Here is a 24,037-nt window from a genome sequence, read left to right on the forward strand (position 1 = left end):
AAGCCCCGTATCCGGTTCAGTAAGGGGTCGTTGTTCTAACGTCAGCGAATAGCCTGAGCCTTCCACCAGCCACAGAATTCATCGAGGGCCGCCCAGAGGCTGACCTTGGGATCGTAATCCAGATAATGCCGGGCGCGGCTGATGTCCAGGGTGAAATTTTTGTTCATGACCTGCATGCCCAGACGCGACAGCGTCGGTTCGGGACGCCCCGGCCACAACTTGCACACACCCTCGTTGAGCGCCGCCACGCTGTAGGCCAGGCCGTAGGAACGGTGGCGGGTTACCTGTGGGACTTCCATGTTGCGCATGACGTAATTGACCACGTCCCACAGCGGAATCGGCGTGCCGTTGCTGATATTGTAAGCCTTGCCCAACGCAGAACCGCTGGCCAGCAAACTGCTGAGCAATGCCTCGTTGAGGTTTTGCACACTGGTGAAGTCAACTTTGTTCAGACCGTTGCCGATGATTGCCAGGCGCCCCTTGCGCTGCATGTTCAACAGGCGCGGGAAGATGCTCATGTCGCCAGCCCCGGTGACGAAACGCGGGCGCAGGGCCAGGGTTTCGAGGCCGAACTCCTGGGCGCCGAAGACTTTTTGCTCGGCCAGGTATTTAGTGGCAGCGTAAGGGTGTTTGAAGCGCTTGGGTACCTGTTCTTCGGTCAGGCCCAGGTGATCGCGACCATCGAAGTAGATCGACGGCGACGACAAATGCACCAGCCGCCGAACCCGTTGCTTCAGGCAGGCTTCGACCACATTCTCGGTGACCTGGACGTTGCCCTGATGGAAATCCTGATAACGCCCCCACAAACCGACGGCACCGGCGCAATGCACCACGGCCTCGACGTCCGAACACAGTTCGCGCGCCAGTTCCGGGTCGCTCAAGTCACCCGGGATGAACTCGGCTCCGCGGCGTACCAGATGCTCCACACTCTCGGCCCGGCGACCGTTGACCCGCACGTCCAAGCCCTGCTCCAGGGCAAAACGCGCAAAGCGCCCGCCGATGAAGCCGCTTGCGCCGGTAACCAGAATCTTCATGAATTGCTCCGAATTTTTCGTTTTGCGTATTACGTGAGGTCTTGACGCTGCGCGTCAGTCCAAGGGCACCAGCCACTGCTTCGATGCGCTGACCAATTGATCGGTGAGCAGCCCCAGCAGCTGGCCGCCATTACGCCAATGATGCCAGTACAACGGCACATCGATCGGCTTATCTGGCAGCAGCTCCTGCAATACACCCCTTTCCAGTTGCTCGCGCACCTGCAGTTCCGGAACCAGCCCCCAACCCAGCCCGGCTTCCGTCAGACGAATGAAACCTTCGGAGGACGGGCATAAATGGTGTTCGAAACCGCCCTCGACGCCGAGGGACGCAAGGTAGCGATGCTGCAGGAAATCGTCCGGGCCAAACACCAGCGCCGGGGTGCGGGCCAACTGATCGGCGCGTACGCCCTGCGGAAAGTGCCGGGCAATAAACGCGGGGCTGGCCAGTGCCCGGTAACGCATGGCCCCCAGCAACACGCTGCGCGCACCCGCCACCGGACGCTCGCTGGCGCAGACGCAGGCCGCCACTTCACCGGCGCGCATGCGCTTGAGGCCGACGGTCTGGTCTTCGACCACCAGATCCATCAACAGATGCTGTTCCGCGCAAAACGCCCCCACGGCCTGCGCCCACCAAGTGGCCAGGCTGTCGGCATTCAGGGCGATCCGCAGGCGTTCCGGCAGGCCCTCTTCATCCAGCGCCGGCACCAGGCTTTGCAAATCCCGTTCAAGCAAGCGCACCTGCTGCACGTGGTTGAGCAGCCGCCGACCGATTTCCGTCGGCGTCGGCGGCGTGGCCCGCACCAGCACCGGCTGGCCAACCCGCGCTTCCAGCAGCTTGATGCGCTGGGAAATCGCCGATTGCGACAAACCCAGCACCTGGGCCGCCCGTTCAAAACCGGCCTGTTCGACCACGGCGGCCAGGGCAGAAAGCAATTTATAGTCGAACATCAGTTTTCCTAATGAGCGATCAGCAAGATTGGTTTTTCTTATACAACCTTCACAAGGACAATGACCAGCACGAACTCTTGAACAAGGATCACCCACATGGCTGGCGAAACTTCATTGGCAACGCTGCTGCGCAGCATGAGCCCGCAACTCAACGCCGGCGAATACGTGTTCTGCACCCTGCGCGACGGCAAGTTGCCCAAGGATCTGGAGATTGTCGGCAGCTTTCGCGAGCAGGAAGGCCTGACCGTGATTCTCGAACGTTCCCTCGCCGAAAAAGCCGGATTCAGCTTCGACTACATCGCCGCCTGGATCACCCTGAACGTGCATTCGGCCCTCGAAGCGGTCGGCCTGACCGCCGCGTTCGCCACCGCATTGGGCAAGGCCGGAATCAGCTGCAACGTGATTGCCGGCTACTACCACGACCATTTGTTTGTCGGTCAGGCCGACGCCGACCGTGCCCTGCAAGTACTGCGGGATCTGGCAGCCAACGCGGAGTAAAAATCATGTGGCAAAGTTATGTGAACGGGCTGCTCGTGGCCTTCGGCCTGATCATGGCGATCGGCACCCAGAATGCGTTTGTGCTGGCGCAAAGCCTGCGGCGTGAACATCACCTGCCGGTGGCGGCGCTGTGCGTGGCCTGCGACGCCCTGTTGGTGGCCGCCGGGGTATTCGGCCTGGCGACGGTGCTGGCGCAGAACCCGACGCTGTTGGCCATCGCCCGTTGGGGTGGCGCAGCGTTTCTGTTGTGGTATGGCAGCCAGGCACTGCGCCGGGCCTTTTCGAAACAGAGCCTTGAGCAGGGCGAGAGCCAGACCGTACGCTCGCTGCGGGCGGTCATGCTCAGCGCGCTGGCGGTGACCTTGCTCAACCCGCACGTTTATCTGGACACCGTTTTGCTGATCGGCTCCCTGGGCGCACAACAAACCGAGCCCGGCGCTTATGTAGTAGGCGCGGCCAGTGCCTCGCTGCTGTGGTTTTTCACCCTGGCGCTCGGTGCGGCATGGCTGGCACCGTGGCTCGCCCGCCCCAGCACCTGGCGAATACTCGATCTGTTGGTGGCTTTGATGATGTTTGCCGTAGCGCTGCAGCTGATCGCGGCCATCTGATTGGCGCAACCTCTATTCCACACAGTTGTTGCGTGGTTATGCCGCCCCCCCGGTGCTATGATCCGACTCCCTGCGCCGCAAAGAGTACAAACTCCCCGGCGCTTGTCTGGCCGCCCGTGATCGGCCTTGCGCTCACCGCAACTGACCTGATTAGGAGAATCATTATGGCTTTCGAATTGCCGCCGCTGCCGTACGCACACGATGCCCTGCAGCCGCACATTTCCAAGGAAACCCTGGAATTCCACCACGACAAGCACCACAACACCTACGTCGTGAACCTGAACAACCTGGTGCCAGGCACCGAGTTCGAAGGCAAGACCCTGGAAGAAATCGTCAAGACTTCCTCGGGCGGTATCTTCAACAACGCCGCTCAGGTCTGGAACCACACTTTCTACTGGAACTGCCTGGCGCCAAACGCTGGCGGTCAACCAACCGGCGTACTGGCTGAAGCCATCAACGCGGCCTTCGGTTCGTTCGACAAGTTCAAGGAAGAGTTCAGCAAGACGTCCATCGGCACCTTCGGTTCCGGTTGGGGCTGGCTGGTGAAGAAAGCTGACGGTTCCCTGGCCCTGGCCAGCACCATCGGCGCCGGCAACCCGCTGACCAACGGCGACACCCCGCTGCTGACCTGCGACGTCTGGGAACATGCTTACTACATCGACTACCGCAACCTGCGTCCAAAGTACGTCGAAGCGTTCTGGAACCTGGTCAACTGGAAGTTCGTGGCTGAGCAGTTCGAAGGCAAAACCTTCACCGCTTAATCTCGACGCCAGTCAAAAGAACCCGGCTTTTTAGCCGGGTTTTTTATTGCCCGGGATTTTCAGCGTTCGGCAGAGCCCCTTCGCGAGCAGGCTCGCGATGAACGACGAAGCGGTCAACCTGACTGAATACCTATCCCTGCGGATCGACGTTATCCAACGCACGATTCACCGCCAGTTCCGCCAGCATGATGATCTGCGCAATGGCCAACGCCGTATTGCGCTGAGGGCCGGTCAGGAAGGTGGCGAAATCACTCGCCATGACATTGGCCGAAGCCAATGACTCACAAGCGTGGGCCAGCAGGGATTCGGTGTCCATGTCCGGGACGATCATGAACATGGTGTTCGGGGTATAGGGTTTGGCTGTATTTAAGGGCGGATCGGGGATTAACTTATCCACTGAAATATTCCTATGCGGTGGGTGCCACCCATTGCCGTTCTCACACGGCAAAGAGGTGGCAGCTATGTGCGAGGTGAGAAAACCGGTCATAGGCACCCGGCCAGACAAAAGTCTGCCCGCACACAGCCGCCATAACGCATTTACAAACAGCGGATAAGCTGGCGGCAATTATGCGGATACTGGCACTGGATGACTATGACTTGCCGGGTTCTCACACCCGATCGCTGAGTTTTCAGCGACAGCCAAAGGCTATTCAGCCCGCTTCCGACGGGCAACCTGAAAACTGCGTGGGAAACTTCTGGCGCTTTCCTACACCGCTAACCAGCAAAAACGTAACGCGGAGCGTCTCTGGCAGCATTCCCACGCGGGAACGTGGGAACGATCAGCTTAGAGGCGTGGGAGATTGGTCGGCTGGCAGGCCTGGTTCTTCATGCGTACGCATTTCCCTGTAGGAGCTGTCGAGTGCAACGAGGCTGCGATCTTTTGGCTTTATTACCTACAAACAAGATCAAAAGATCGCAGCCTTCGGCAGCTCCTACGGAGTAATACATCCGCGAAATCAGGTCGGCTATCTGGCCGCCTGAGCGAGCAACCCAGGACAATTTCCCACGATGAAACAAGTCTTGCCCTCCTTGCCCCAACGCCCCGGACGACTAACATCAAACAAAAGGAAAATATCTCCACTCCTGCCCCTCAAGTTGAAGGACTCGACAACCGACACAGTGCTAATAGGCTAACTCGCCAGGACAACTGCAAATCGGCCAGGCTGAAGGCAAAATCCCCCAGGGATGATTGTCCCTTTGACTGCCATCACGGGATTGCCAATACTCATGGCAACTTGATGCTACCCGCACGGAACAAGGAATAACCCTTTGAAGCTGGAACTCAAGAACAGCTTGTCGGTGAAGTTGCTCCGGGTCGTGCTCCTGTCGGCATTGATCGTCGGCGTGGTCTTGAGCTGCGCCCAGATTGTGTTCGATGCCTATAAAACACGCCAGGCCGTCGCCAGCGATGCCCAGCGCATCCTCGACATGTTTCGCGACCCCTCGACCCAGGCTGTATATAGCCTGGACCGGGAAATGGGCATGCAGGTAATCGAAGGCCTGTTTCAGGACGCCGCCGTGCGCCAGGCCTCCATCGGCCATCCCAACGAAGCCATGCTCGCGCAAAAAACCCGCGAGTTGCAGCACTCCTACAGTCGCTGGCTGACCGACCCGATTCTTGGCAAGGAACGCACCTTCACCACCCAACTGGTCGGTCGCGGGCCTTACAGCGAGTATTACGGCGATCTGAGCATCACCCTCGATACCGCCACTTACGGCCAAGGGTTCATTGTCAGCTCGGTGATCATCTTCATTTCCGGCGTACTGCGCGCGCTCGCCATGGGGTTGGTGTTGTATCTGGTCTATCACTGGCTGCTGACCAAGCCGCTGTCGCGGATCATCAAGCACCTCACGGAAATCAATCCGGATCGTCCCAGCGAACACAAGATTCCGCTGCTCAAGGGCCACGAGAAAAACGAACTGGGCATCTGGATCAACACCGCCAACCAGTTGCTCGAATCCATCGAACGCAATACCCATCTGCGCCACGAAGCGGAAAACAGCCTGTTGCGCATGTCCCAATACGACTTCCTGACGGGACTGCCGAACCGGCAGCAATTGCAGCAGCAACTGGACAAGATCCTCATCGACGCCGGCAGACTGCAGCGCCGGGTCGCGGTGTTGTGTGTCGGCCTCGATGACTTCAAGGGCATCAACGAGCAGTTCAGCTACCAGACCGGCGACCAGTTGTTGCTGGCCCTGGCCGATCGCCTGCGCGGGCATAGCGGTCGCCTGGGTGCCCTCGCCCGTCTCGGTGGCGACCAGTTCGCCCTGGTCCAGGCCGATATCGAGCAACCCTATGAAGCCGCCGAGCTGGCACAAAGCATTCTCGATGATCTGGAAGCGGCGTTTGCTCTCGATCATCAGGAGATCCGCCTGCGCGCCACCATCGGCATCACGCTGTTCCCCGAGGACGGTGACAGCACCGAGAAGTTGCTGCAAAAGGCCGAGCAGACCATGACGCTGGCCAAGACCCGTTCGCGCAACCGCTATCAGTTCTATATCGCCAGCGTCGACACCGAAATGCGCCGCCGCCGCGAGCTGGAAAAAGACCTGCGCGATGCACTGATCCGCAATCAGTTCTACCTCGTCTACCAGCCGCAGATCAGCTATCGCGATAACCGCGTGGTGGGCGTCGAAGCCCTGATTCGCTGGCAACACCCCGAGCACGGCATGGTGCCACCGGACCTGTTCATCCCGCTGGCCGAACAGAACGGTACCATCATTGCCATCGGCGAATGGGTGCTGGACCAGGCCTGCAAACAATTACGCGAGTGGCATGACCAGGGCTTCAGCGACCTGCGCATGGCGGTAAACCTGTCCACGGTTCAATTGCACCACGCCGAACTGCCACGGGTGGTCAACAACCTGCTGCAGATGTATCGCCTGCCACCACGCAGCCTGGAGCTGGAAGTCACCGAAACCGGTCTGATGGAAGACATCAGCACGGCGGCCCAGCACCTGCTCAGCCTGCGCCGCTCCGGCGCGCTGATCGCCATCGATGACTTTGGCACCGGCTATTCATCCTTGAGTTATCTCAAGAGCCTGCCGCTGGACAAGATCAAGATCGACAAGAGCTTCGTTCAGGACCTGCTCGATGACGACGACGATGCGACCATCGTTCGGGCCATCATCCAACTGGGCAAGAGCCTGGGCATGCAGGTGATTGCCGAAGGCGTGGAAACCGCCGAGCAAGAGGCCTACATCATCTCCGAAGGCTGCCACGAAGGTCAGGGCTATCACTACAGCAAACCCTTGCCGGCACGGGAGCTGGGCGCCTACCTGAAGCAGGCCCAACGCAGTAACGCCGCTATTTTGTAAAAAACACACCCCTCCTGTAGGAGCGAGCCTGCTCGCGATGGACGTCTCGGCGCCGCGTACATTCAGACTGCGCGCGTCATCGTTGACGTCCATCGCGAGCAGGCTCGCTCCCACAGGATGAAATGCGCGCCTCCGTGAATAAGAAATATTTACAGGTACAACCCTTTACACATAATGCGAAAGATTTGCATTATGTCGCAGTTTTGCGTGCGCATCGCACCACTCCACCCCTTATCGAAGCAGGATGTTCGCCATGATTCGTATGCCTCTGGCTACCGCCAGTCTGTTGGCCATCGCTATTTCCCTCGCCGGTTGCGGCGAAGGTAAAGACCAGGAAAAAGCTGCCGCGCCTGCACCAGCTGCCAGCACTGCGACTGCCCCGGCTGCTCCAGCCGCTGCGCCTGCCGCTGCCGGTAAAGTCGACGAAGCCGCCGCCAAAGCCGTTGTCGCCCATTACGCCGACATCGTTTTCGCCGTTTACAGCGATGCCGAATCCACCGCGAAGACCCTGCAAACCGCCGTCGACGCCTTCCTCGCCAAGCCGAACGCCGACACCCTGAAAGCCGCCAAGGCAGCCTGGGTTGCCGCTCGCGTGCCTTACCTGCAGAGCGAAGTGTTCCGCTTCGGCAACACCATCATTGACGACTGGGAAGGTCAGCTGAACTCCTGGCCGCTGGACGAAGGCCTGATCGACTACGTCGACAAGTCCTACGAACACGCCTTGGGCAACCCGGGTGCCACCGCCAACATCATCGCCAACACTCAAGTGCAGATCGGCGAAGACAAGGTCGATGTCAAAGACATCACCCCGGAAAAACTCGCCAGCCTGAACGAGCTGGGCGGTTCCGAGGCCAACGTCGCCACCGGCTACCACGCCATCGAATTCCTGCTCTGGGGCCAGGACCTGAACGGTACCGGTCCTGGCGCCGGCAACCGTCCGGCTTCGGACTACCTGGAAGGCAAAGGCGCCACTGGCGGTCACAACGATCGTCGTCGTGCCTACCTGAAGTCCGTGACTCAGCTGCTGGTCAGCGACCTGGAGGAAATGGTCGGTAACTGGAAGCCGAACGTGGCCGACAACTACCGCGCCACCCTGGAAGCGGAACCGGCTGAAACCGGCCTGCGCAAAATGCTGTTCGGCATGGGCAGCCTGTCCCTGGGCGAACTGGCGGGCGAGCGCATGAAGGTTTCCCTGGAAGCCAACTCCCCGGAAGACGAACAGGATTGCTTCAGCGACAACACCCACAACTCGCACTTCTACGATGCCAAGGGCATCCGTAACGTGTACCTGGGTGAATACACCCGTGTCGACGGCACCAAAATGACTGGCGCCAGCCTGTCGTCCCTGGTGGCCAAGGCTGATCCGGCCGCTGACACCGTACTGAAAGACGACCTGGCTGCTACCGAAGCCAAGATCCAGGTCATGGTCGACCACGCCAACAAGGGTGAGCACTACGACCAGTTGATCGCTGCCGGCAACACTGCGGGCAACCAGATCGTCCGCGACGCTATCGCATCGCTGGTCAAGCAGACCGGTTCGATCGAAGCCGCCGCTGGCAAACTGGGCATCAACGACCTGAACCCGGACAACGCTGATCACGAATTCTGATCAACGCTGGCTGAGTGATCAGTAAGGCGACCTTCGGGTCGCCTTTTTCTTACCTGCTACACGCAGTCCCCCTTGTGGGAGCGAGCTTGCTCGCGATGCGGTATGTCATTCAAAGTTGATGTCGACTAACACGGCCCCATCGCGAGCAAGCTCGCTCCCACAGGGGGCCGGGTTGGCCGCGACAATTGCCCCACATCAAGCAAACGATAATTCCTCTTATTCAAATTCCCATCCCCTGTTAGACTTTGCGCCCTTGTTTTGCTCGTCTTGCAGGATGTCTGATGCCCTCGCTGCCTCTTCGCTTGTCCGCACTGTTTCTGGCCCTGGGCCTGAGTGCCTGCGATGACGCCCCGCAATTCACCCGGGCAGAACCCGGTGAAGCCCGCTCCGGCGGCAGTGCGACAGTGCGCAAGACCGATCAGAACGCGTTTTCCATGCCCTCGGCGAATCTGCCGCCGTCACGGCGCGTGGATTTCAGTGTCGGCAACAGTTTCTTCCGCAGCCCTTGGGTGATCGCCCCGTCGACGACGACCGCCCGCGATGGCCTCGGTCCACTGTTCAACACCAATGCCTGCCAGGGCTGCCACATCAAGGACGGCCGCGGCCATCCGCCGACTCCGGACGATGTGAACGCCGTGTCGATGCTGGTACGCCTGTCGATTCCCGACGCCCCGGCGTATGCCAAGGTCATCGAACAGCTTGGCGTAGTGCCGGAGCCCGTCTACGGCGGTCAGTTCCAGGACATGGCCGTACCCGGCGTGGCCCCCGAAGGCAAAGTGCGAGTCGACTACACCCCCGTGCAGGTTCGCTTCAAGGACGGCACCGAAGTCGAACTGCGCAAACCAAGCCTCAACATCACCCAGTTGGGCTACGGCCCGATGCACCCCGACACCCGTTTCTCGGCACGTGTAGCGCCGCCGATGATTGGCCTGGGCCTGCTCGAATCGATCCCCGACGAAGCGATCCTGGCCAATGCCGAGGCACAGGCCAAGGCGAACAACGGCATCGCCGGACGCCCGAACCAGGTGTGGGACGATGCCCAACAAAAGACAGTGTTGGGACGATTTGGCTGGAAAGCCGGACAACCGACCCTCAATCAACAAAATGTTCACGCGTTCTCGGGTGATATGGGCCTCACGACCAGCCTCAGACCCTTTGATGACTGCACGGACGCGCAAACGGCTTGCAAACAGGCACCCAGTGGCAACGGCCCGAATGGCGAGCCGGAAGTCAGCGACAACATCCTGCGTCTGGTGCTGTTCTACAGCCGTAACCTCGCCGTACCGGCCCGTCGTGACGTCAACGCACCTGAAGTGCTGGCCGGCAAGTCCCTGTTTTATCAGGCGGGCTGCCAGTCCTGTCACACCCCGAAATACACCACCGCCGCCAACGCCGCCGAACCTGAACTGGCCAATCAAGTGATTCGCCCGTACAGCGATCTGCTGCTGCATGACATGGGCGACGGCCTGGCCGACAACCGTAGCGAATTCCAGGCCAGCGGCCGCCAGTGGCGTACCCCGCCCTTGTGGGGCATCGGCTTGACACAGGCGGTCAGCGGCCACACCCAGTTCCTGCACGACGGCCGCGCCCGCAACCTGCTCGAAGCCGTGCTCTGGCATGGCGGCGAGGCGACAGCGGCGCAGCAACAGGTTTTGTCTTTCAATGCCGAGCAACGCGCTGCGTTGCTGGCGTTCCTGAATTCCCTTTAACACGCATTCCACTCGCGGGAGCCCGACATGTTCCGTCCCAAACTGTTGTTCACCAGCCTTGCCGCACTCGCCCTGGGCGCCTGCTCGCCCCAAGACCCACAAGCGGTCACGTCGTCGGCCATCGCCAAGTCGGTGATCCTGCCGACCTATACCCGCTGGGTTGAAGCCGACCGTCAATTGGCGGTCAGCGCCCTCGCCTACTGCGAAGGCAAGGCAACCCTGGAAACCGCTCGTGCCGATTTCCTGCACGCGCAAAAGGCCTGGGCCGAACTGCAACCGCTGCTGATCGGGCCGCTGGCCGAAGGCAACCGTTCGTGGCAAGTACAGTTCTGGCCGGACAAGAAAAACCTGGTCGGCCGTCAGGTGGAGCAACTGGTCACCGCCCAGCCACAGATCGATGCCGCTGCTCTGGCCAAATCCAGCGTCGTAGTACAGGGCCTTTCGGCTTACGAATACATTCTGTTCGACAGCAAGCCTGATGTGGCCAACGCTGAACAGAAGGCCAAGTACTGCCCGCTGTTGGTCGCGATTGGCGAACGCCAGAAGCAACTGGCCGAAGAGATTCTGCAAACCTGGAACAACACCGATGGCATGCTCGCGCAAATGAGCAAATTCCCGAACCAGCGCTACGCGGACTCCCATGAGGCGATCGCCGATCTGCTGCGCGTGCAAGTCACGGCCATCGACACCCTGAAGAAAAAACTCGGCACGCCGATGGGCCGCCAGACCAAGGGCGTGCCGCAACCGTTCCAGGCCGATGCATGGCGCAGCCAGTCGTCCCTGACCAGCCTCGAAGCCAGCCTCGCGGCCGCCAAAACGGTCTGGGAAGGCGTGGACAACAAAGGCCTGCGCAGCCTGTTGCCGAGCGAGCAGAAACCGTTGGCCGACAAGATCGATGCCGCCTATGCCGCCTCGCTGAAACTGTTCGCCAGCAACCAGCGCTCGCTGACCGAAATGCTCGGTGACGACGCCGGCCGCCAGCAGCTCAATGACCTGTACGAAAGCCTCAACGTTGTACATCGTCTGCACGAGGCTGATCTGGCCAAAGCGCTGGGCATCCAACTGGGCTTCAACGCCAACGACGGTGACTGATGAGGGCCCGTTCCATGCTGCGACGCCAGGTTCTGACATTAGGTAGTTTGCTGCTGGGTGCAGTGACGCTGAGCGGCTGGAAGCTGTTCAAGCAAAAGGACAAGAGTCCATTGTTGCTGTCGGCACGGGACGATACCGATGGCCGGCATTACGCCGTCGGTTATCGACTCGATGGCACCCAGGTGTTCGCCACCCGGGTCGGCCAGCGTTGCCACGACATCATCAACCACCCGACACTGCCGATTGCGCTGTTTGTCGCCCGCCGCCCGGGTACCGAGAGCTACCTGATCGACCTGCGCGACGGCGCGCTCCTGCAAACCGTGGTGTCACAGCCGAACCGGCACTTCTACGGACACGCGGTCATTCACCACAGCGGCGACTGGCTGTACGCCACCGAAAACGACACCAGCGATCCGGGTCGCGGCCTGCTCGGCGTGTACAGATTCGAAGGCGAACGGCTGGTGCACAGCGGTGAGATTTCCACCCACGGCCTCGGGCCGCACCAGGTGTCGTGGATGCCCGATGGCGAAACCCTGGTGGTGGCCAACGGCGGGATTCGCACCGAGGCCGAAAGCCGGGTTGAGATGAACCTCAACGCCATGGAACCAAGCCTGGTCCTGATGCAACGTGACGGCACCCTGCTGAGCAAGGAAACCCTCGCCCAGCAGATGAACAGCGTGCGCCATCTGGCCATCGCCAGCGACGGCACCATCGTCGCCAGCCAGCAGTTCATGGGCGCGGCCCATGAGTCGTCCGAACTGTTGGCGATCAAGCGTCCCGGTCAGCCTTTCGTCGCGTTCCCGGTGCCCGAGCACCAGTTGCAGGCCATGGGGCATTACACCGCCAGCGTCGCGGTACACAGTGACTTGCGCCTGGTGGCGTTGACCGCACCGCGGGGCAACCGCTTTTTCATCTGGGACCTGGACAGCGGTGAAGTACGGCTGGATGCACCTCTGCCCGATTGCGCCGGGGTCGGTGCCGTGGCCGATGGTTTTGTCGTGACTTCGGGACAGGGGCGCTGCCGCTACTACGACTGCCGCCAGACCAATCTAATTGCAAAGCCCTTGGAGCTACCCGCAGGGCTCTGGGACAACCATCTGCATCTGATGGCGTAAATCATTCAAAAGATCGCCGCCTTGGGCCGCRCCTGCATCGGGATAACGAACATCCCGCAGGCGCGGCCCGAGGCGGCGAATCTTTTCAGGCTTTCCCCCCTCTAATACCTCACAACCTGTAAAAACGGCAGTCGGATTACCCTCTACACTCCCGGTAATGTGCCCCGCTGTCTCACCTGATTTTCTCCAAGGAACTGGATATGCTGCGTCGCCGCATGCTGATCATGTTGGGTGTCGTTCTACTGATTGTGCTGGTCCTGGCCGCGTACAAAGCCTTCTCGATCTACACGATGGTTCAAGGCTACTCTGCGCCCAGACCGGCCATCAGCGTTGCCGTGGCCACCGCCACCGAGCGCCCATGGCAAGCCCGCCTGCCTAGCGTTGGCACGCTCAAGGCATTGCAAGGCGTGGACCTGAGCCTGGAGACCGATGGTACCGTCATTGATGTCCAGTTCGAGTCAGGGCAAAAGGTCAAGGCCGGTCAACCACTCCTGCGCCTCGACAGCGCCGTGGAAAGTGCCCTGCTGGAAACTGCCCTGGCCGACCTCGGGCTGGCACAGCTCGATTACGGTCGCGGTAGCCAACTGGTCGGCAGCCAGGCCATTTCCAAAGGCGAGTTCGACCGACTTTCAGCGGTGCTGAAAAAGAGCAAGGCCACGGTCAATCAACTCAAGGCCGCGCTCGGCAAAAAAAGCATCGTCGCGCCCTTCAGCGGCACCATCGGCATTCGTCAGGTAGACGTTGGCGACTATCTTGCCAGCGGCACCATGATCGCCACCCTGCAAGACCTCAGTAGCCTGTATGTCGACTTTTTTGTGCCCGAGCAGTCGGTGCCGAAGATTGCTCTCGGCCAGCCAGTGCAGGTCATTGTCGCGGCGTATCCGACCCAGGAGTACCCCGGCACCATCAGTGCAATCAACCCCAAAGTCGAAAACAGCACCCGTAACGTGCAGGTCCGCGCCACGCTGGCCAACCCCGATGGCAAGTTGATGCCAGGCATGTTCGCCAGCCTCCAGGTGCTCCTGCCCGACCCGCAATCGCGCATCGTGGTACCGGAAAGCGCGATTACCTACACGCTCTACGGCAACTCCGTGTATGTGGCCGTACCAAAGAAGGCCGAAGATGGCAGCCCGGAAAAGGACGACAAGGGCCAGCCGGTGCTGATCGCCGAACGGCGTTTTGTCGAAACCGGCGAACGCCGCGATGGGCAAGTGATGATCACCAAAGGCGTGCAGAGCGGCGAGAAAGTGGTGACCGCCGGCCAGCTCAAACTGGACAACGGCGCACACATTGCCATCAGCGACGACAAGACCCTGGCCGAGCGGAACAGCCCGCCACGCGCGGACTGATCAAGGAATCCCCATGGCTTTTACCGATCCGTTCATCCGCCGCCCGGTTCTCGCAACCGTGGTCAGCCTGCTGATTGTGCTGCTGGGCTTCCAGGCCTGGGGCAAGCTGCCCCTGCGCCAGTACCCGCAAATGGAAAACGCCCTGATCACGGTGACCACCGCCTACCCCGGGGCCAACGCCGAGACCATCCAGGGCTACATCACCCAACCGATGCAGCAAAGCCTGGCCAGCGCCGAGGGCATCGACTACATGACCTCGGTGAGTCGCCAGAACTTTTCGGTGATCTCGATCTACGCGCGCGTCGGCTCCAACAGCGACCGTCTGTTTACCGAACTGCTGGCCAAGGCCAACGAGGTCAAGAGCCAGCTGCCCCAGGACGCTGAAGACCCGGTGCTGAGCAAACAATCTGCCGATGCGTCAGTGCTGATGTACATGAGTTTTTTCAGCAAGGAATTGAGCAACCCGCAGATTACCGATTACCTGTCGCGGGTGATCCAGCCGAAACTGGCGACCTTGCCCGGCATGGCCGAAGCCGAGATCCTCGGCAACCAGGTCTTTGCCATGCGCCTGTGGCTGGACCCGGTGAAGCTCTCTGGTTTCGGCCTCAGTGCCAGCGATGTGACCAACGCGGTGCGCCAGTACAACTTCCTCTCGGCCGCCGGTGAGGTGAAAGGCGAATACGTTGTCACCAGCATCAACGCCAATACCGAACTCAAGTCCGCCGAAGCCTTCGGGGCGATTGCGCTCAAGGTCGATGGCGACAGCCGCGTGCTGCTGCGCGATGTGGCGCGTGTGGAAATGGGCGCGGAAAACTACGACACCATCAGCTCGTTCGGTGGCACCCCTTCGGTGTACATCGGCATCAAGGCGACGCCCGGCGCCAACCCGCTGGAAGTGATCAAGGAAGTGCGCAAGATCCTTCCGGAACTTGAAGCCCAGCTACCGCCGAACCTCAAGGCTGAGATCGCCTACGACGCCACCCTGTTCATCCAGGCCTCGATCGATGAAGTGGTGAAAACCCTGTTCGAAGCGGTGCTGATCGTGATCGTGGTGGTGTTCCTGTTCCTCGGCGCCCTGCGTTCGGTGGTGATCCCGGTGGTGACCATCCCGCTGTCGATGATCGGCGTCATGTTCTTCATGCAGATGATGGGGTACTCCATCAACCTGCTTACCCTGCTGGCGATGGTATTGGCCATCGGTTTGGTGGTGGATGACGCCATCGTGGTGGTGGAAAACATTCACCGCCACATCGAGGAAGGCAAGACACCGCTCGACGCCGCCATTGAAGGTGCCCGGGAAATCGCCATGCCGGTGGTCTCGATGACCATCACCCTGGCCGCGGTGTATGCACCGATCGGCTTCCTGACCGGCCTGACCGGGGCACTGTTCAAGGAGTTCGCCCTGACTCTGGCCGGCGCGGTGGTGATTTCCGGCATTGTTGCCCTGACCCTGTCGCCGATGATGTGTGCGTTCCTTCTGCGTCACGATGAGAACCCCAGTGGCCTGGCCCATCGCCTGGACATGATTTTCGAAAACCTCAAGCGCCGCTACCAGAGCATGCTTCACGGCACTCTCAACACCCGGCCGGTGGTGCTGGTGTTCGCCGTGATCGTACTGTGCCTGATTCCGGTCTTTCTCAAATTCACCAAATCGGAACTGGCGCCGGATGAGGACCAGGGCATCATTTTCATGATAGCCAACGCCCCGCAACCGACCAACCTCAACTACCTGAACATCTACACCGATGAGTTCGTCTCGATCTTCAAGGCGTTTCCCGAGTACTACTCGTCATTCCAGATCAACGGTTTCAACGGCGTGCAGTCGGGCATCGGCGGTTTCCTGCTCAAGCCGTGGAACGAGCGCAGTCGCACGCAAATGGCGATCCTGCCCGAGGTGCAGGCCAAACTGGAAAAGATCCCGGGGTTGCAGATTTTCGGCTTCAACCTGCCATCACTGCCGGGCACCGGCGAAGGCGTGCCGTTCCAGTTCGTCATCAACTCCGCCAACGATTACGAATTGCTGCTGCAGGTGGCCGACCGGGTAAAAAAACGTGCAAAGGAATCCGGCAAGTTTGCGTTTGTCCACGTTGACCTGGCCTTCGACAAGCCGGAAGTGGTGGTCGATATCGACCGCGCCAAGGCCGCGCAGATGGGGGTTTCCATGCAGGATCTGGGGGGAACCCTGGCGACCATGCTGGGTGAAGCCGAGATCAACCGTTTCACTGTTGAAGGTCGCAGCTACAAAGTCATTGCCCAGGTCGAGCAGCCGTTCCGCGACAACCCGGACTGGCTGAACAATTACTACGTGAAAAACACCAAAGGCGAACTGTTGGCGTTATCGACCCTGATCACCGTCACCGACCGTGCCCGACCACGACAACTGAACCAGTTCCAGCAACTCAACTCGGCCATCCTGTCCGGAGTACCGCTGGTGAGCATGGGGGAAGCCATCGACCTGGTGCGCCAGATCGCCCGGGAAGAGGCACCCGCCGGCTTTGCCTTCGACTACGCCGGCGCATCGAGGCAGTACGTTCAGGAAGGCAGTGCCCTATGGGTCACCTTTGCCCTGGCACTGGCGATCATTTTCCTGGTGCTGGCGGCCCAGTTCGAAAGCTTCCGCGACCCGCTGGTGATCCTGGTCACCGTGCCCCTGTCTATCTGCGGAGCATTGATTCCGCTGTTCCTGGGTTGGTCGAGCATGAACATCTACACCCAGGTCGGGCTGGTGACGTTGATCGGGCTGATCAGCAAGCACGGCATTCTGATCGTCCAGTTCGCCAACCAGCTACGCAAGGACAAGGGCCTGACGGCACGGGAAGCAGTAGAGGAAGCGGCGGCCATCCGGCTGCGTCCGGTCTTGATGACCACCGCGGCGATGGTGTTCGGCATGGTGCCATTGATCATCGCCACCGGTGCCGGCGCGGTCAGCCGGTTCGATATCGGCACGGTCATCGCGACGGGCATGTCGATCGGCACGCTGTTCACCCTGTTTGTGTTGCCCTGCATCTACACGTTGCTGGCCAAGCCCGATCAACCCTGACACAGATGTATCTATGGGAGAGGAACCTGTGGGAGCAAGCTTGCTCGCGATGAGGGCGTGTCAACCACCATAGATATCGACTGATACGCCGCCATCGTCGGAACGCCGCCCGGAGCAAGCTCGCTCCCACAGGGTTTTGTGTGATACCTGGCTGCTTTCTTCAGGTAAAAAAAAGGCCTCGCATCAGCGAGGCCTTTCATTTGGGCTTCAATCGGTTCAATTTTGCGACCTCAATCCCTGAGAAAGTCCGAACATGAACAACAACAGATCATGATCGGGTCGAGTGGCCACGGATGCCTTCGCAACCCGTGGCAATGGACAATGTTCTTCCGCGCTTATCGAGCTGAGAACCTGGGGGCGTGGTTGCTCCCAGGTTGCCATCGCGATCGATGCAACTGCCAAGGCTCCTACCAGAAACAAACCTCGTGCAATTTCGAGTTTCATCGCTATAAACCCTTGATAGCGCTGCCAAACGCCGTCTCATAAAAATAGATGAACTTTTGCCAGTCTGCCGCGCTGAACGACGAGTGGCGACGCAACTGCTTCAAGTCATGGACAGCTGCGCGATAGGCGGTCAAACGCCGTCGGCACTTCTCCAGATCGATCAGGGCAACTTCGACCTTGGCCGACTCGCCCTCACCCGTCACGCGAACGAATACGTGCTTGTCGTAAAGGCAACCGTGCTGCCAGCGGCCCTTGTGCATGCGAGCCAGGTTTTCAGCCAGGTCCTTGAGCACCCGGTCGTTTATGGCTTCACCATGACGTTCGCGACCGCCACCGGCATACCAGCGATCGATTTCCTCGTAGCCGTCCAGCGACTTGGTGACCAGCAAGGCACGCCACTTGTGCACAGGATCGCGCTGTGCGCCGCAGAAAACGATTTGCGGAACCCGTACGCCAAGCTCGGTCACACCGATGAGCGCAGCATGCTCGCGCATTACCGTAGGCCGCCCGAAAGGGTGCTGCAAGCTACGATGGATATGCCCGGTCTGACGCTTGACGTAGAGCAGTTGACCATCGCTGCCCATCACCCGTTGAACGCCGCTTTCCCCGCCGCGACGGACGTTGGGTTCTTCCACCCATTCACCGCGCTGATTCCAAAAGTAATCGAAGCGGTCCTGGGGAGCGACTTCCGTTTCTGCTGCACACTGCACTGCCATCCTGTTACCTCTTGCGTAATACGTAAACTCGCCACATCGCATAGAGCGGCAAAAAGTCCAGTTGTTCCTGGATGAGGAAACCCGCCTGCTCAATTTCCTTTTCTACGGTAGCGGCCGGTAACACAAACCGGTTTTGGTAACCTTCCTGCCCACGGGTTTTCTCCGAGCGCTTGCGTTTCCATGCCTCGAAGTTGCCATCGACCCACAGCGAAAGGATCACACTGTCACGGGAAACTCGCTCGAATTCGCGCAAAATGGCCATGCGATGCTCGGCTTCACCGATGTGGTGGAACAAGCGCATGCAAAAAATGCTGTCGACGGAGTTGTCCGGCAAAGCAATGTCGAATGCAGACGTGTGCAAGGGTTGTACCCGTTTTACCACGTCGGCAGGTTGCGCCCGGGCTGCGATCTTCAGCATGGACTGCGAGTTATCGGCGCCGATGATCACGCGGTTGGATTTTTTTGCCAGCAAGGGCCAGAAACGCCCTGCACCGCACGGCAAATCGAGGATCAAACCAGGCTCGCCAACCAGAGCCAACGCCTTGCGCGCCAGTTGTTCGTCACGCCAATGGGACAATCGACGGCCGAGACCCTCCTGATGTTTGCGCAAATAGCGTTGTGCGTGCTGATCGTCGTACTTTTCGGAAAAATCGAGTTTGATCGGACCGCCCATCATCAGGTCTCCTGAACTTCTGATAGCAACTACCTTGGGCTTTGGGGTGTCGGCGACAGGTGATCCACTTGTGAAAAATTTGTCACGGGAAACCCCGAAATATTACAGGGTTTTACAGAATAGGTAGCGTTTGCTGAACACCCGACTCAACTGATCAAATTCAGGACAACTCCACCTGAAAACGGCAGCCACTAGGTTCCATGGTTGTCAGGCTGACGCTCCAGCCCTGGTTTTCACAGATCCGCTGCACCAGTGAAAGCCCCAGGCCCAGGCCTTCCCCGCGCTTTTCGTCGCCCCGAACGAAGGGTTCGAACATCGCCTCGCGTTTTTCCTCGGGAATGCCCACGCCACTGTCTTCGACCACAAAGCCCGTACCCGTCAGGGTCAGGCGGATGAAGCCCTGTTCGGTGTAATGCAAGGCATTGCGCAGCAAGTTACCCATCACCGCGTGCAGGAATGTCGCGTTGTAGCCCTTGGCCTTGGGGTTCCCCGGTTCGAAGATCAACTTCAATCCTTTTTCTTCTATGGGCTCGCGCCACAGACCGAGCAGGCCCTCGGCCACCTGGCTAAGGGACTGTTGCGGCGACATGCTGGCGTCTTCGCGTTGAGCACGGGCCAGCATCAGGAAGGTTTGCACCAGCTCACGCATTTCTTCGCACGCCCGGGCAATGCGCTCGACCTGGGCGCGGCCGCGCTGATCGATACCGGGGTTTTCCAGCAACAACTCGCAGGAACTGGCCAATATCATCAGGGGCGTACGCAATTCGTGGCTGACGTCGCTGGTGAACAACCGCTCGCGGGTCAAGGCCTGACGCAAGCGCCCGAGGGTGGCGTCGAAGGCCACGGCCAGTTCGCCCACTTCGTCGGCAGCATAGTCCGGGGCCAAAGGGGGGGCTAAACCGAGCAGTTGATCACGATGGCGTACCTGGCGGGCCAGCCGCACCACCGGCGCCATGACCTTGCGGGCCAGGACCCAGCCGAGAAATACCGCCAGCGCCAGGCTCAGTACGAAACCCACCAGCACCACGGCAAACAGCACCCGCTCACGCTCTTCGAAGTCGCTCTGGTCCTGCAACAGCACGTAACGTCGGCCGTCGACGATTTCGACCATGGCGTGGTACGACAGGTTTTCACGGAACACTTCATGAAAGCCCGGCTCCAGGTGCCGCAAATCCTTGGGCAACCTGAAATCGCCTGGCCCGCTGCTGAAGTAGAATAATTGGTCCGGCTCGGGACGATGGCGCCAGTCCGTGACATTGTCCATCAGCAACAGGCGCTGCAAATCGCCGCCCAGGCCTGCCGAAATCAGCTTTTCTTCCACTAGGTGCACGGTCGCCACGATGCCCATGGCAAAGGCACCCGCCACCAGTGCGCTCATCAGCGCAAAGGCAATGATGATTCGTTGAGAAAGGCTCTGCTTAAACTCCATCACGCCCCTCGGCCAGGCGATACCCCACACCGTGCACGGTTTGCAGCAATGGCTTGGCGAACGGCTTGTCGATCACCTGGCGCAGTTGGTGGACATGGCTGCGCAGGCTGTCGCTGTCCGGGCAGTCGTCGCCCCAGAGCGCTTCTTCAAGAATTTCACGGCGCAACACATGCGGGCTTTTCTGCATCAACACGGCCAGCAACTTCAGGCCGACCGGGTTGAGTTTCAGCAAGCGGCCTTCGCGTGTGACTTCCAGGGTGTCGAGGTCATAGCTCAGGTCGCCGACCTGCAAGGTCCGCCGTCCGCCGCCCTGGGTACGGCGCATGACCGCTTCGATACGCGCCGCCAGCTCAGACAGGGCGAACGGTTTGATCAGGTAGTCATCGGCACCGGACTTGAAGCCTTGCAGACGGTCATCCAGTTGATCGCGGGCCGTGAGCATGATCACCGGCGTTTCGCGGCGGGCATCTTCGCGCAGACGCTTGCACAGGGTGTAGCCGTCGATGCCGGGCAGCATGATATCGAGCACGATCAAATCGTAATGCTCGGTGGCTGCCAGATGCAGACCCGAAAGACCGTCCTGCGCGCAATCCACGGTATAGCCTTTGAGCCCCAGGTAATCGGCCAGGTTGGCCAGGATATCGCGGTTGTCTTCAACCAATAGAATTCGCATGGGTATCTCTCCGTCCACAGTAACGGCCGTCGTGGCCCGCGCAGCTTAAGGCCAAGTGTGGCCCACGGCTAGGGGAAGGCTGTGCATGGATCAATTCGCTCAACCAAAAGGTATGATTGACAGGTTTTTCACTATCGATTCACGCGCTGACTACAGTGGTCAGCCGAGACTCTCACGCGCTTGATAACAAGGAATACAAAAAATGGACTATTTGAAGACGGCACCCATGCGCTTTTTGCTGCTGGTGACCGGGTCCTGGCTGGTGATTTTTTTTCTGACTCGAACGGTCCTGCTGCTCACGCATCTGGATGAGGCCGGAAGCGGCTTCCTGTCGGTGTTCGGCATCGGCCTGCTTTACGACCTGGGCTTTATCGCTTACGCAGCGCTGCCAATGGGCCTCTACCTGTTGCTGTGCCCGCCGGCCTTGTGGCGCACTCGTGGCCATCGCTGGTTTCTTCAAGGTCTGCTGACCGTCAGTCTGTTCGCGATGCTGTTCACCTCGGTGGCCGAGTGGCTGTTCTGGGATGAATTCGGCGTGCGCTTCAACTTCATCGCCGTCGACTACCTGGTGTATTCCGACGAAGTACTTAACAACCTGCTGGAGTCATACCCGATCGGCACGCTGCTGAGCATTCTCGCCGTGTTGGCCGTGGTCCTGAGTCTTGCATTGCGTAAAGCTTTCAACGCAGCACTCGATGCACCGTTGCCGCCCCTGCGTGGCCGCTTGCTCAATGCACTCGGTTTGTTGATCGTCGCCGGCCTGAGCCTGCAGTTGCTCAGCCAGGATGCCCCGCGCGCCCAGGGCGGCAATGCCTATCAGAACGAGCTGGCGAGCAATGGTCCCTACCAGTTCTTCGCCGCGTTCCGTAACAATGAACTGGACTACCCGCAGTTCTACAGCACGCTGCCGTCGGCGGTCGTTGCACAACAGATTCGCGCCGAACTGGCAGAACCCAATGCCCGATTCGTTGGCCAGGACCCGCAGGACATCCGTCGGCAAATCGATAACCCGGGCACGCCGCGCAAGCCCAACATCGTGCTGGTCACCATTGAAAGTTTCAGCGCCAAGTACATGGGCAGCAACGGCGACACCCGCAACCTGACGCCCAATCTTGATGCCTTGCGCAAGCAGAGCCTGTATTTCAATAATTTCTACGCCACCGGCACCCGCACCGATCGCGGCCTGGAAGCCATCACCCTGGCGATTCCGCCGACGCCGGGGCGCTCGATCGTCAAGCGCGTAGGTCGCGAAAGCGGCTTTGCCAGCCTTGGCCAGCAACTCAATGCCGTGGGCTACGACAGTGTGTTTGTCTACGGCGGCCGCGGTTACTTCGACAACATGAATGCGTTTTTCAGCGGCAACGGTTATCGCGTAGTGGACCAGAGCAGCGTTGAAGAGTCGGAGATTCACTTCAAGAATGCCTGGGGCATGGCTGACGAGGATCTCTACAACCAGACGCTGAAACTGGCCGATGCCGACTATGCCAGGCAGCAGCCATTCCTGCTGCAACTGATGACAACGTCCAACCACCGCCCCTATACCTATCCGGAAAACCGGATCGACATCAAGTCCGGCAACGGCCGTAACGGCGCAGTGAAATACACCGACTACGCCATTGGTCAGTTCCTTGATCAGGCGCGTCAAAAACCGTGGTTTGACAATACAATCTTCATCTTCGTCGCCGACCACACTGCAGGCAGCGCCGGCAAGGAAGACTTGCCCATCGACAACTATCAGATTCCGCTGTTCATCTATGCACCCAAGCTGATCGAAGCTCGGGAAACGGCACAATTGGCTAGCCAGATCGATCTGGCGCCGACGTTGCTGGGCTTGCTCAATCTGGATTATGAATCGACGTTCTTTGGCCGCAACCTGTTGCAGGACAACCCATTGCCGCCTCGCGTGGTGCTCGGCAACTATCAGCACCTGGGGTTGTTCGACGGCAAGGACCTGGCGATCTTGAGCCCGCGCCAGGGATTGCGTCGTCACGATGACGCCCTGACTGAAAGCCGCGAGTCCCGGTCGACCGCCGATGACCCGCTGATTACCCGCGCAATCACCTATTACCAAACCGCCAGTTATGGCTTCAAGCAACAGCTGCTTGGCTGGAAAGCACCCAAGGAGGGTGCCGGCCAAGTCGGCGAACGTTAACCGAATCGCCCCGGGCCGATGCCCCGGGGCTTGTTCCTTTGTTCAGGATCCACCATGTCATCAACCGCTGTCCGCCCCACCCCTCGCCCGCTCAATTTCCGGGTGTACCTGGGGGTTCCCGCCGTTGCGGCGATCATTCTGGTGTTGCTCGAACTGACCTCACTGGACATGGACCTTGCCAAGCTGTTCTACGACCCCGTCGCAGGTGACTTCATCGGACGGCACAGTTACTTCCTGGAAAACATCCTGCATACCCGCGCCAAGCAGGTGGTCATTGCCTTCTCGGTATTTGCGATCGTTGTCTACGTTGCCTCGTTTTTCATGATCAAGCTCAAACCGTACAAGCGCGAACTGGGTTGCCTGGTGCTGTCCCTGGGCCTTGCGACTTCCTTTGTCACGCCCATGAAAGCGGTGACCGCTGTGCAATGCCCCTGGAGCCTTGAGCAATTCGGCGGTCACGAGACCTACAGCGAATTGTTGAGCCATCGCCCGGCTACCGAAAAACCGGGACGTTGCTGGCCTGGCGGCCATGCGGCCACCGGCTTCACCCTGTTTGCCCTGTTTTTCGTATTGCGTGATCGTCGCCCGCGCATGGCTCGCGCAGCGTTTGTCTTCGCCTTCGCTCTCGGCTCGGTGTTCTCCATCGGGCGGATGATGCAGGGCGCGCACTTCTTCTCGCACAACGTGTGGACGGCGGTGTTCTGCTGGCTGATTTGTTTGGGGTCGTATTACTACGTTCTGTATCGGCCGGCTTTGAAGGCTGAACGCGGGACCACTGCAGAACCTGTCGGCGCCTGACCTGACAGCCACGCTCCCACAGAGACGATGCAGACCCTGTGGGAGCGTGGCTTGGTCCGGGCGGCGCT

At 59.9% G+C, this 24,037-nt stretch carries 20 protein-coding genes; 12 read left to right on the forward strand and 8 right to left on the reverse strand.

The window, feature by feature from the left end; all coding sequences use genetic code 11:
* Positions 1–41 precede the first annotated feature (41 nt).
* Positions 42–1,034, reverse strand: a complete 993-nt coding sequence (locus tag AC1DRN_RS06565; RefSeq protein ID WP_223460012.1) for an NAD-dependent epimerase/dehydratase family protein — start codon at positions 1,032–1,034, stop codon at positions 42–44.
* Positions 1,035–1,088: 54 nt separating this feature from the next.
* Complete coding sequence (locus AC1DRN_RS06570) at positions 1,089–1,982, reverse strand: LysR family transcriptional regulator ArgP (protein ID WP_223460009.1); 894 nt, start codon at positions 1,980–1,982, stop codon at positions 1,089–1,091.
* A 96-nt stretch (positions 1,983–2,078) separates the two neighbouring features.
* Here AC1DRN_RS06570 and AC1DRN_RS06575 point away from each other — a divergent pair, with 96 nt between their 5' ends.
* From AC1DRN_RS06575 to AC1DRN_RS06585, 3 genes are all read left to right on the forward strand, one after another.
* Entirely contained in the window at positions 2,079–2,480 is a 402-nt protein-coding gene (locus AC1DRN_RS06575; RefSeq protein ID WP_223460006.1) for an ACT domain-containing protein, read from the forward strand.
* A 5-nt stretch (positions 2,481–2,485) separates the two neighbouring features.
* Positions 2,486–3,088 carry a LysE/ArgO family amino acid transporter gene (locus tag AC1DRN_RS06580; protein ID WP_223460004.1) on the forward strand — a complete coding sequence of 201 codons (603 nt, stop codon included), beginning with the start codon at positions 2,486–2,488 and terminating at the stop codon, positions 3,086–3,088.
* A 164-nt stretch (positions 3,089–3,252) separates the two neighbouring features.
* A complete protein-coding gene (locus tag AC1DRN_RS06585) occupies positions 3,253–3,849 on the forward strand; it encodes a superoxide dismutase (protein WP_223460001.1) in 597 nt (198 codons plus the stop codon).
* A gap of 130 nt (positions 3,850–3,979) precedes the next feature.
* Here the strand turns inward: AC1DRN_RS06585 and AC1DRN_RS06590 are convergent, their stop codons facing one another.
* Positions 3,980–4,246, reverse strand: a complete 267-nt coding sequence (locus AC1DRN_RS06590; RefSeq protein ID WP_056726117.1) for a DUF6124 family protein — start codon at positions 4,244–4,246, stop codon at positions 3,980–3,982.
* Positions 4,247–5,118: 872 nt separating this feature from the next.
* Here AC1DRN_RS06590 and AC1DRN_RS06595 point away from each other — a divergent pair.
* From AC1DRN_RS06595 to AC1DRN_RS06625, 7 genes are all read left to right on the forward strand, one after another.
* Entirely contained in the window at positions 5,119–7,170 is a 2,052-nt protein-coding gene (locus tag AC1DRN_RS06595) for a putative bifunctional diguanylate cyclase/phosphodiesterase (RefSeq protein WP_223459999.1), read from the forward strand.
* 253 nt (positions 7,171–7,423) lie between these two features.
* Positions 7,424–8,779 carry an imelysin family protein gene (locus AC1DRN_RS06600; protein ID WP_223459997.1) on the forward strand — a complete coding sequence of 452 codons (1,356 nt, stop codon included), beginning with the start codon at positions 7,424–7,426 and terminating at the stop codon, positions 8,777–8,779.
* Positions 8,780–9,060: 281 nt separating this feature from the next.
* Complete coding sequence (locus AC1DRN_RS06605; protein WP_223459995.1) at positions 9,061–10,488, forward strand: di-heme oxidoreductase family protein; 1,428 nt, start codon at positions 9,061–9,063, stop codon at positions 10,486–10,488.
* Between the two features lie 27 nt (positions 10,489–10,515).
* Positions 10,516–11,580, forward strand: coding sequence for an imelysin family protein (locus AC1DRN_RS06610; RefSeq protein ID WP_223459992.1), 1,065 nt, complete (start codon positions 10,516–10,518; stop codon positions 11,578–11,580).
* A 14-nt stretch (positions 11,581–11,594) separates the two neighbouring features.
* The gene (locus AC1DRN_RS06615) at positions 11,595–12,695 is read left to right on the forward strand and encodes a DUF1513 domain-containing protein (RefSeq protein WP_223459990.1); all 1,101 of its coding nucleotides are present in this window, start codon (positions 11,595–11,597) and stop codon (positions 12,693–12,695) included.
* A 200-nt stretch (positions 12,696–12,895) separates the two neighbouring features.
* Positions 12,896–14,044, forward strand: a complete 1,149-nt coding sequence (locus AC1DRN_RS06620) for an efflux RND transporter periplasmic adaptor subunit (RefSeq protein ID WP_223459988.1) — start codon at positions 12,896–12,898, stop codon at positions 14,042–14,044.
* A gap of 13 nt (positions 14,045–14,057) precedes the next feature.
* Positions 14,058–17,084 carry a multidrug efflux RND transporter permease subunit gene (locus AC1DRN_RS06625; protein WP_223459986.1) on the forward strand — a complete coding sequence of 1,009 codons (3,027 nt, stop codon included), beginning with the start codon at positions 14,058–14,060 and terminating at the stop codon, positions 17,082–17,084.
* A 216-nt stretch (positions 17,085–17,300) separates the two neighbouring features.
* Here the strand turns inward: AC1DRN_RS06625 and AC1DRN_RS06630 are convergent, their stop codons facing one another.
* The 5 genes from AC1DRN_RS06630 to colR form a co-directional block, all read right to left on the reverse strand.
* Complete coding sequence (locus tag AC1DRN_RS06630) at positions 17,301–17,528, reverse strand: hypothetical protein (RefSeq protein WP_223459984.1); 228 nt, start codon at positions 17,526–17,528, stop codon at positions 17,301–17,303.
* Positions 17,529–17,530: 2 nt separating this feature from the next.
* Complete coding sequence (locus tag AC1DRN_RS06635) at positions 17,531–18,244, reverse strand: lipopolysaccharide kinase InaA family protein (protein ID WP_223459982.1); 714 nt, start codon at positions 18,242–18,244, stop codon at positions 17,531–17,533.
* 4 nt (positions 18,245–18,248) lie between these two features.
* The gene (locus tag AC1DRN_RS06640) at positions 18,249–18,917 is read right to left on the reverse strand and encodes a class I SAM-dependent methyltransferase (RefSeq protein WP_223460067.1); all 669 of its coding nucleotides are present in this window, start codon (positions 18,915–18,917) and stop codon (positions 18,249–18,251) included.
* Between the two features lie 160 nt (positions 18,918–19,077).
* Positions 19,078–20,346 carry a sensor histidine kinase gene (locus AC1DRN_RS06645; protein ID WP_223459979.1) on the reverse strand — a complete coding sequence of 423 codons (1,269 nt, stop codon included), beginning with the start codon at positions 20,344–20,346 and terminating at the stop codon, positions 19,078–19,080.
* Complete coding sequence (gene colR / locus AC1DRN_RS06650) at positions 20,336–21,019, reverse strand: two-component system response regulator ColR (RefSeq protein ID WP_007985839.1); 684 nt, start codon at positions 21,017–21,019, stop codon at positions 20,336–20,338. Before colR ends, AC1DRN_RS06645 begins: the two co-directional genes overlap by 11 nt.
* A gap of 202 nt (positions 21,020–21,221) precedes the next feature.
* Here colR and AC1DRN_RS06655 point away from each other — a divergent pair, with 202 nt between their 5' ends.
* Both AC1DRN_RS06655 and AC1DRN_RS06660 read left to right on the forward strand, forming a co-directional pair.
* Positions 21,222–23,171, forward strand: a complete 1,950-nt coding sequence (locus AC1DRN_RS06655) for an LTA synthase family protein (protein WP_223459977.1) — start codon at positions 21,222–21,224, stop codon at positions 23,169–23,171.
* Positions 23,172–23,225: 54 nt separating this feature from the next.
* Complete coding sequence (locus tag AC1DRN_RS06660; protein WP_223459975.1) at positions 23,226–23,969, forward strand: phosphatase PAP2 family protein; 744 nt, start codon at positions 23,226–23,228, stop codon at positions 23,967–23,969.
* Positions 23,970–24,037 lie beyond the last annotated feature (68 nt).

Source organism: Pseudomonas sp. P5_B3 (assembly GCF_056400405.1).

Excerpts from the sequence above, each read along its gene's own strand:
- AC1DRN_RS06610 (WP_223459992.1), top strand. The coding sequence starts at position 10,516 with ATGTTCCGTCCCAAACTGTTGTTCACCAGCCTTGCCGCACTCGCCCTG.
- AC1DRN_RS06580 (WP_223460004.1), top strand. The coding sequence starts at position 2,486 with ATGTGGCAAAGTTATGTGAACGGGCTGCTCGTGGCCTTCGGCCTGATC.
- AC1DRN_RS06640 (WP_223460067.1), bottom strand. The coding sequence starts at position 18,917 with ATGGGCGGTCCGATCAAACTCGATTTTTCCGAAAAGTACGACGATCAG.
- AC1DRN_RS06570 (WP_223460009.1), bottom strand. The coding sequence starts at position 1,982 with ATGTTCGACTATAAATTGCTTTCTGCCCTGGCCGCCGTGGTCGAACAG.
- AC1DRN_RS06600 (WP_223459997.1), top strand. The coding sequence starts at position 7,424 with ATGATTCGTATGCCTCTGGCTACCGCCAGTCTGTTGGCCATCGCTATT.
- AC1DRN_RS06625 (WP_223459986.1), top strand. The coding sequence starts at position 14,058 with ATGGCTTTTACCGATCCGTTCATCCGCCGCCCGGTTCTCGCAACCGTG.
- colR (WP_007985839.1), bottom strand. The coding sequence starts at position 21,019 with ATGCGAATTCTATTGGTTGAAGACAACCGCGATATCCTGGCCAACCTG.
- AC1DRN_RS06660 (WP_223459975.1), top strand. The coding sequence starts at position 23,226 with ATGTCATCAACCGCTGTCCGCCCCACCCCTCGCCCGCTCAATTTCCGG.
- AC1DRN_RS06575 (WP_223460006.1), top strand. The coding sequence starts at position 2,079 with ATGGCTGGCGAAACTTCATTGGCAACGCTGCTGCGCAGCATGAGCCCG.
- AC1DRN_RS06635 (WP_223459982.1), bottom strand. The coding sequence starts at position 18,244 with ATGGCAGTGCAGTGTGCAGCAGAAACGGAAGTCGCTCCCCAGGACCGC.
- AC1DRN_RS06565 (WP_223460012.1), bottom strand. The coding sequence starts at position 1,034 with ATGAAGATTCTGGTTACCGGCGCAAGCGGCTTCATCGGCGGGCGCTTT.
- AC1DRN_RS06630 (WP_223459984.1), bottom strand. The coding sequence starts at position 17,528 with ATGAAACTCGAAATTGCACGAGGTTTGTTTCTGGTAGGAGCCTTGGCA.
- AC1DRN_RS06655 (WP_223459977.1), top strand. The coding sequence starts at position 21,222 with ATGGACTATTTGAAGACGGCACCCATGCGCTTTTTGCTGCTGGTGACC.
- AC1DRN_RS06645 (WP_223459979.1), bottom strand. The coding sequence starts at position 20,346 with ATGGAGTTTAAGCAGAGCCTTTCTCAACGAATCATCATTGCCTTTGCG.
- AC1DRN_RS06585 (WP_223460001.1), top strand. The coding sequence starts at position 3,253 with ATGGCTTTCGAATTGCCGCCGCTGCCGTACGCACACGATGCCCTGCAG.
- AC1DRN_RS06615 (WP_223459990.1), top strand. The coding sequence starts at position 11,595 with ATGCTGCGACGCCAGGTTCTGACATTAGGTAGTTTGCTGCTGGGTGCA.
- AC1DRN_RS06605 (WP_223459995.1), top strand. The coding sequence starts at position 9,061 with ATGCCCTCGCTGCCTCTTCGCTTGTCCGCACTGTTTCTGGCCCTGGGC.
- AC1DRN_RS06620 (WP_223459988.1), top strand. The coding sequence starts at position 12,896 with ATGCTGCGTCGCCGCATGCTGATCATGTTGGGTGTCGTTCTACTGATT.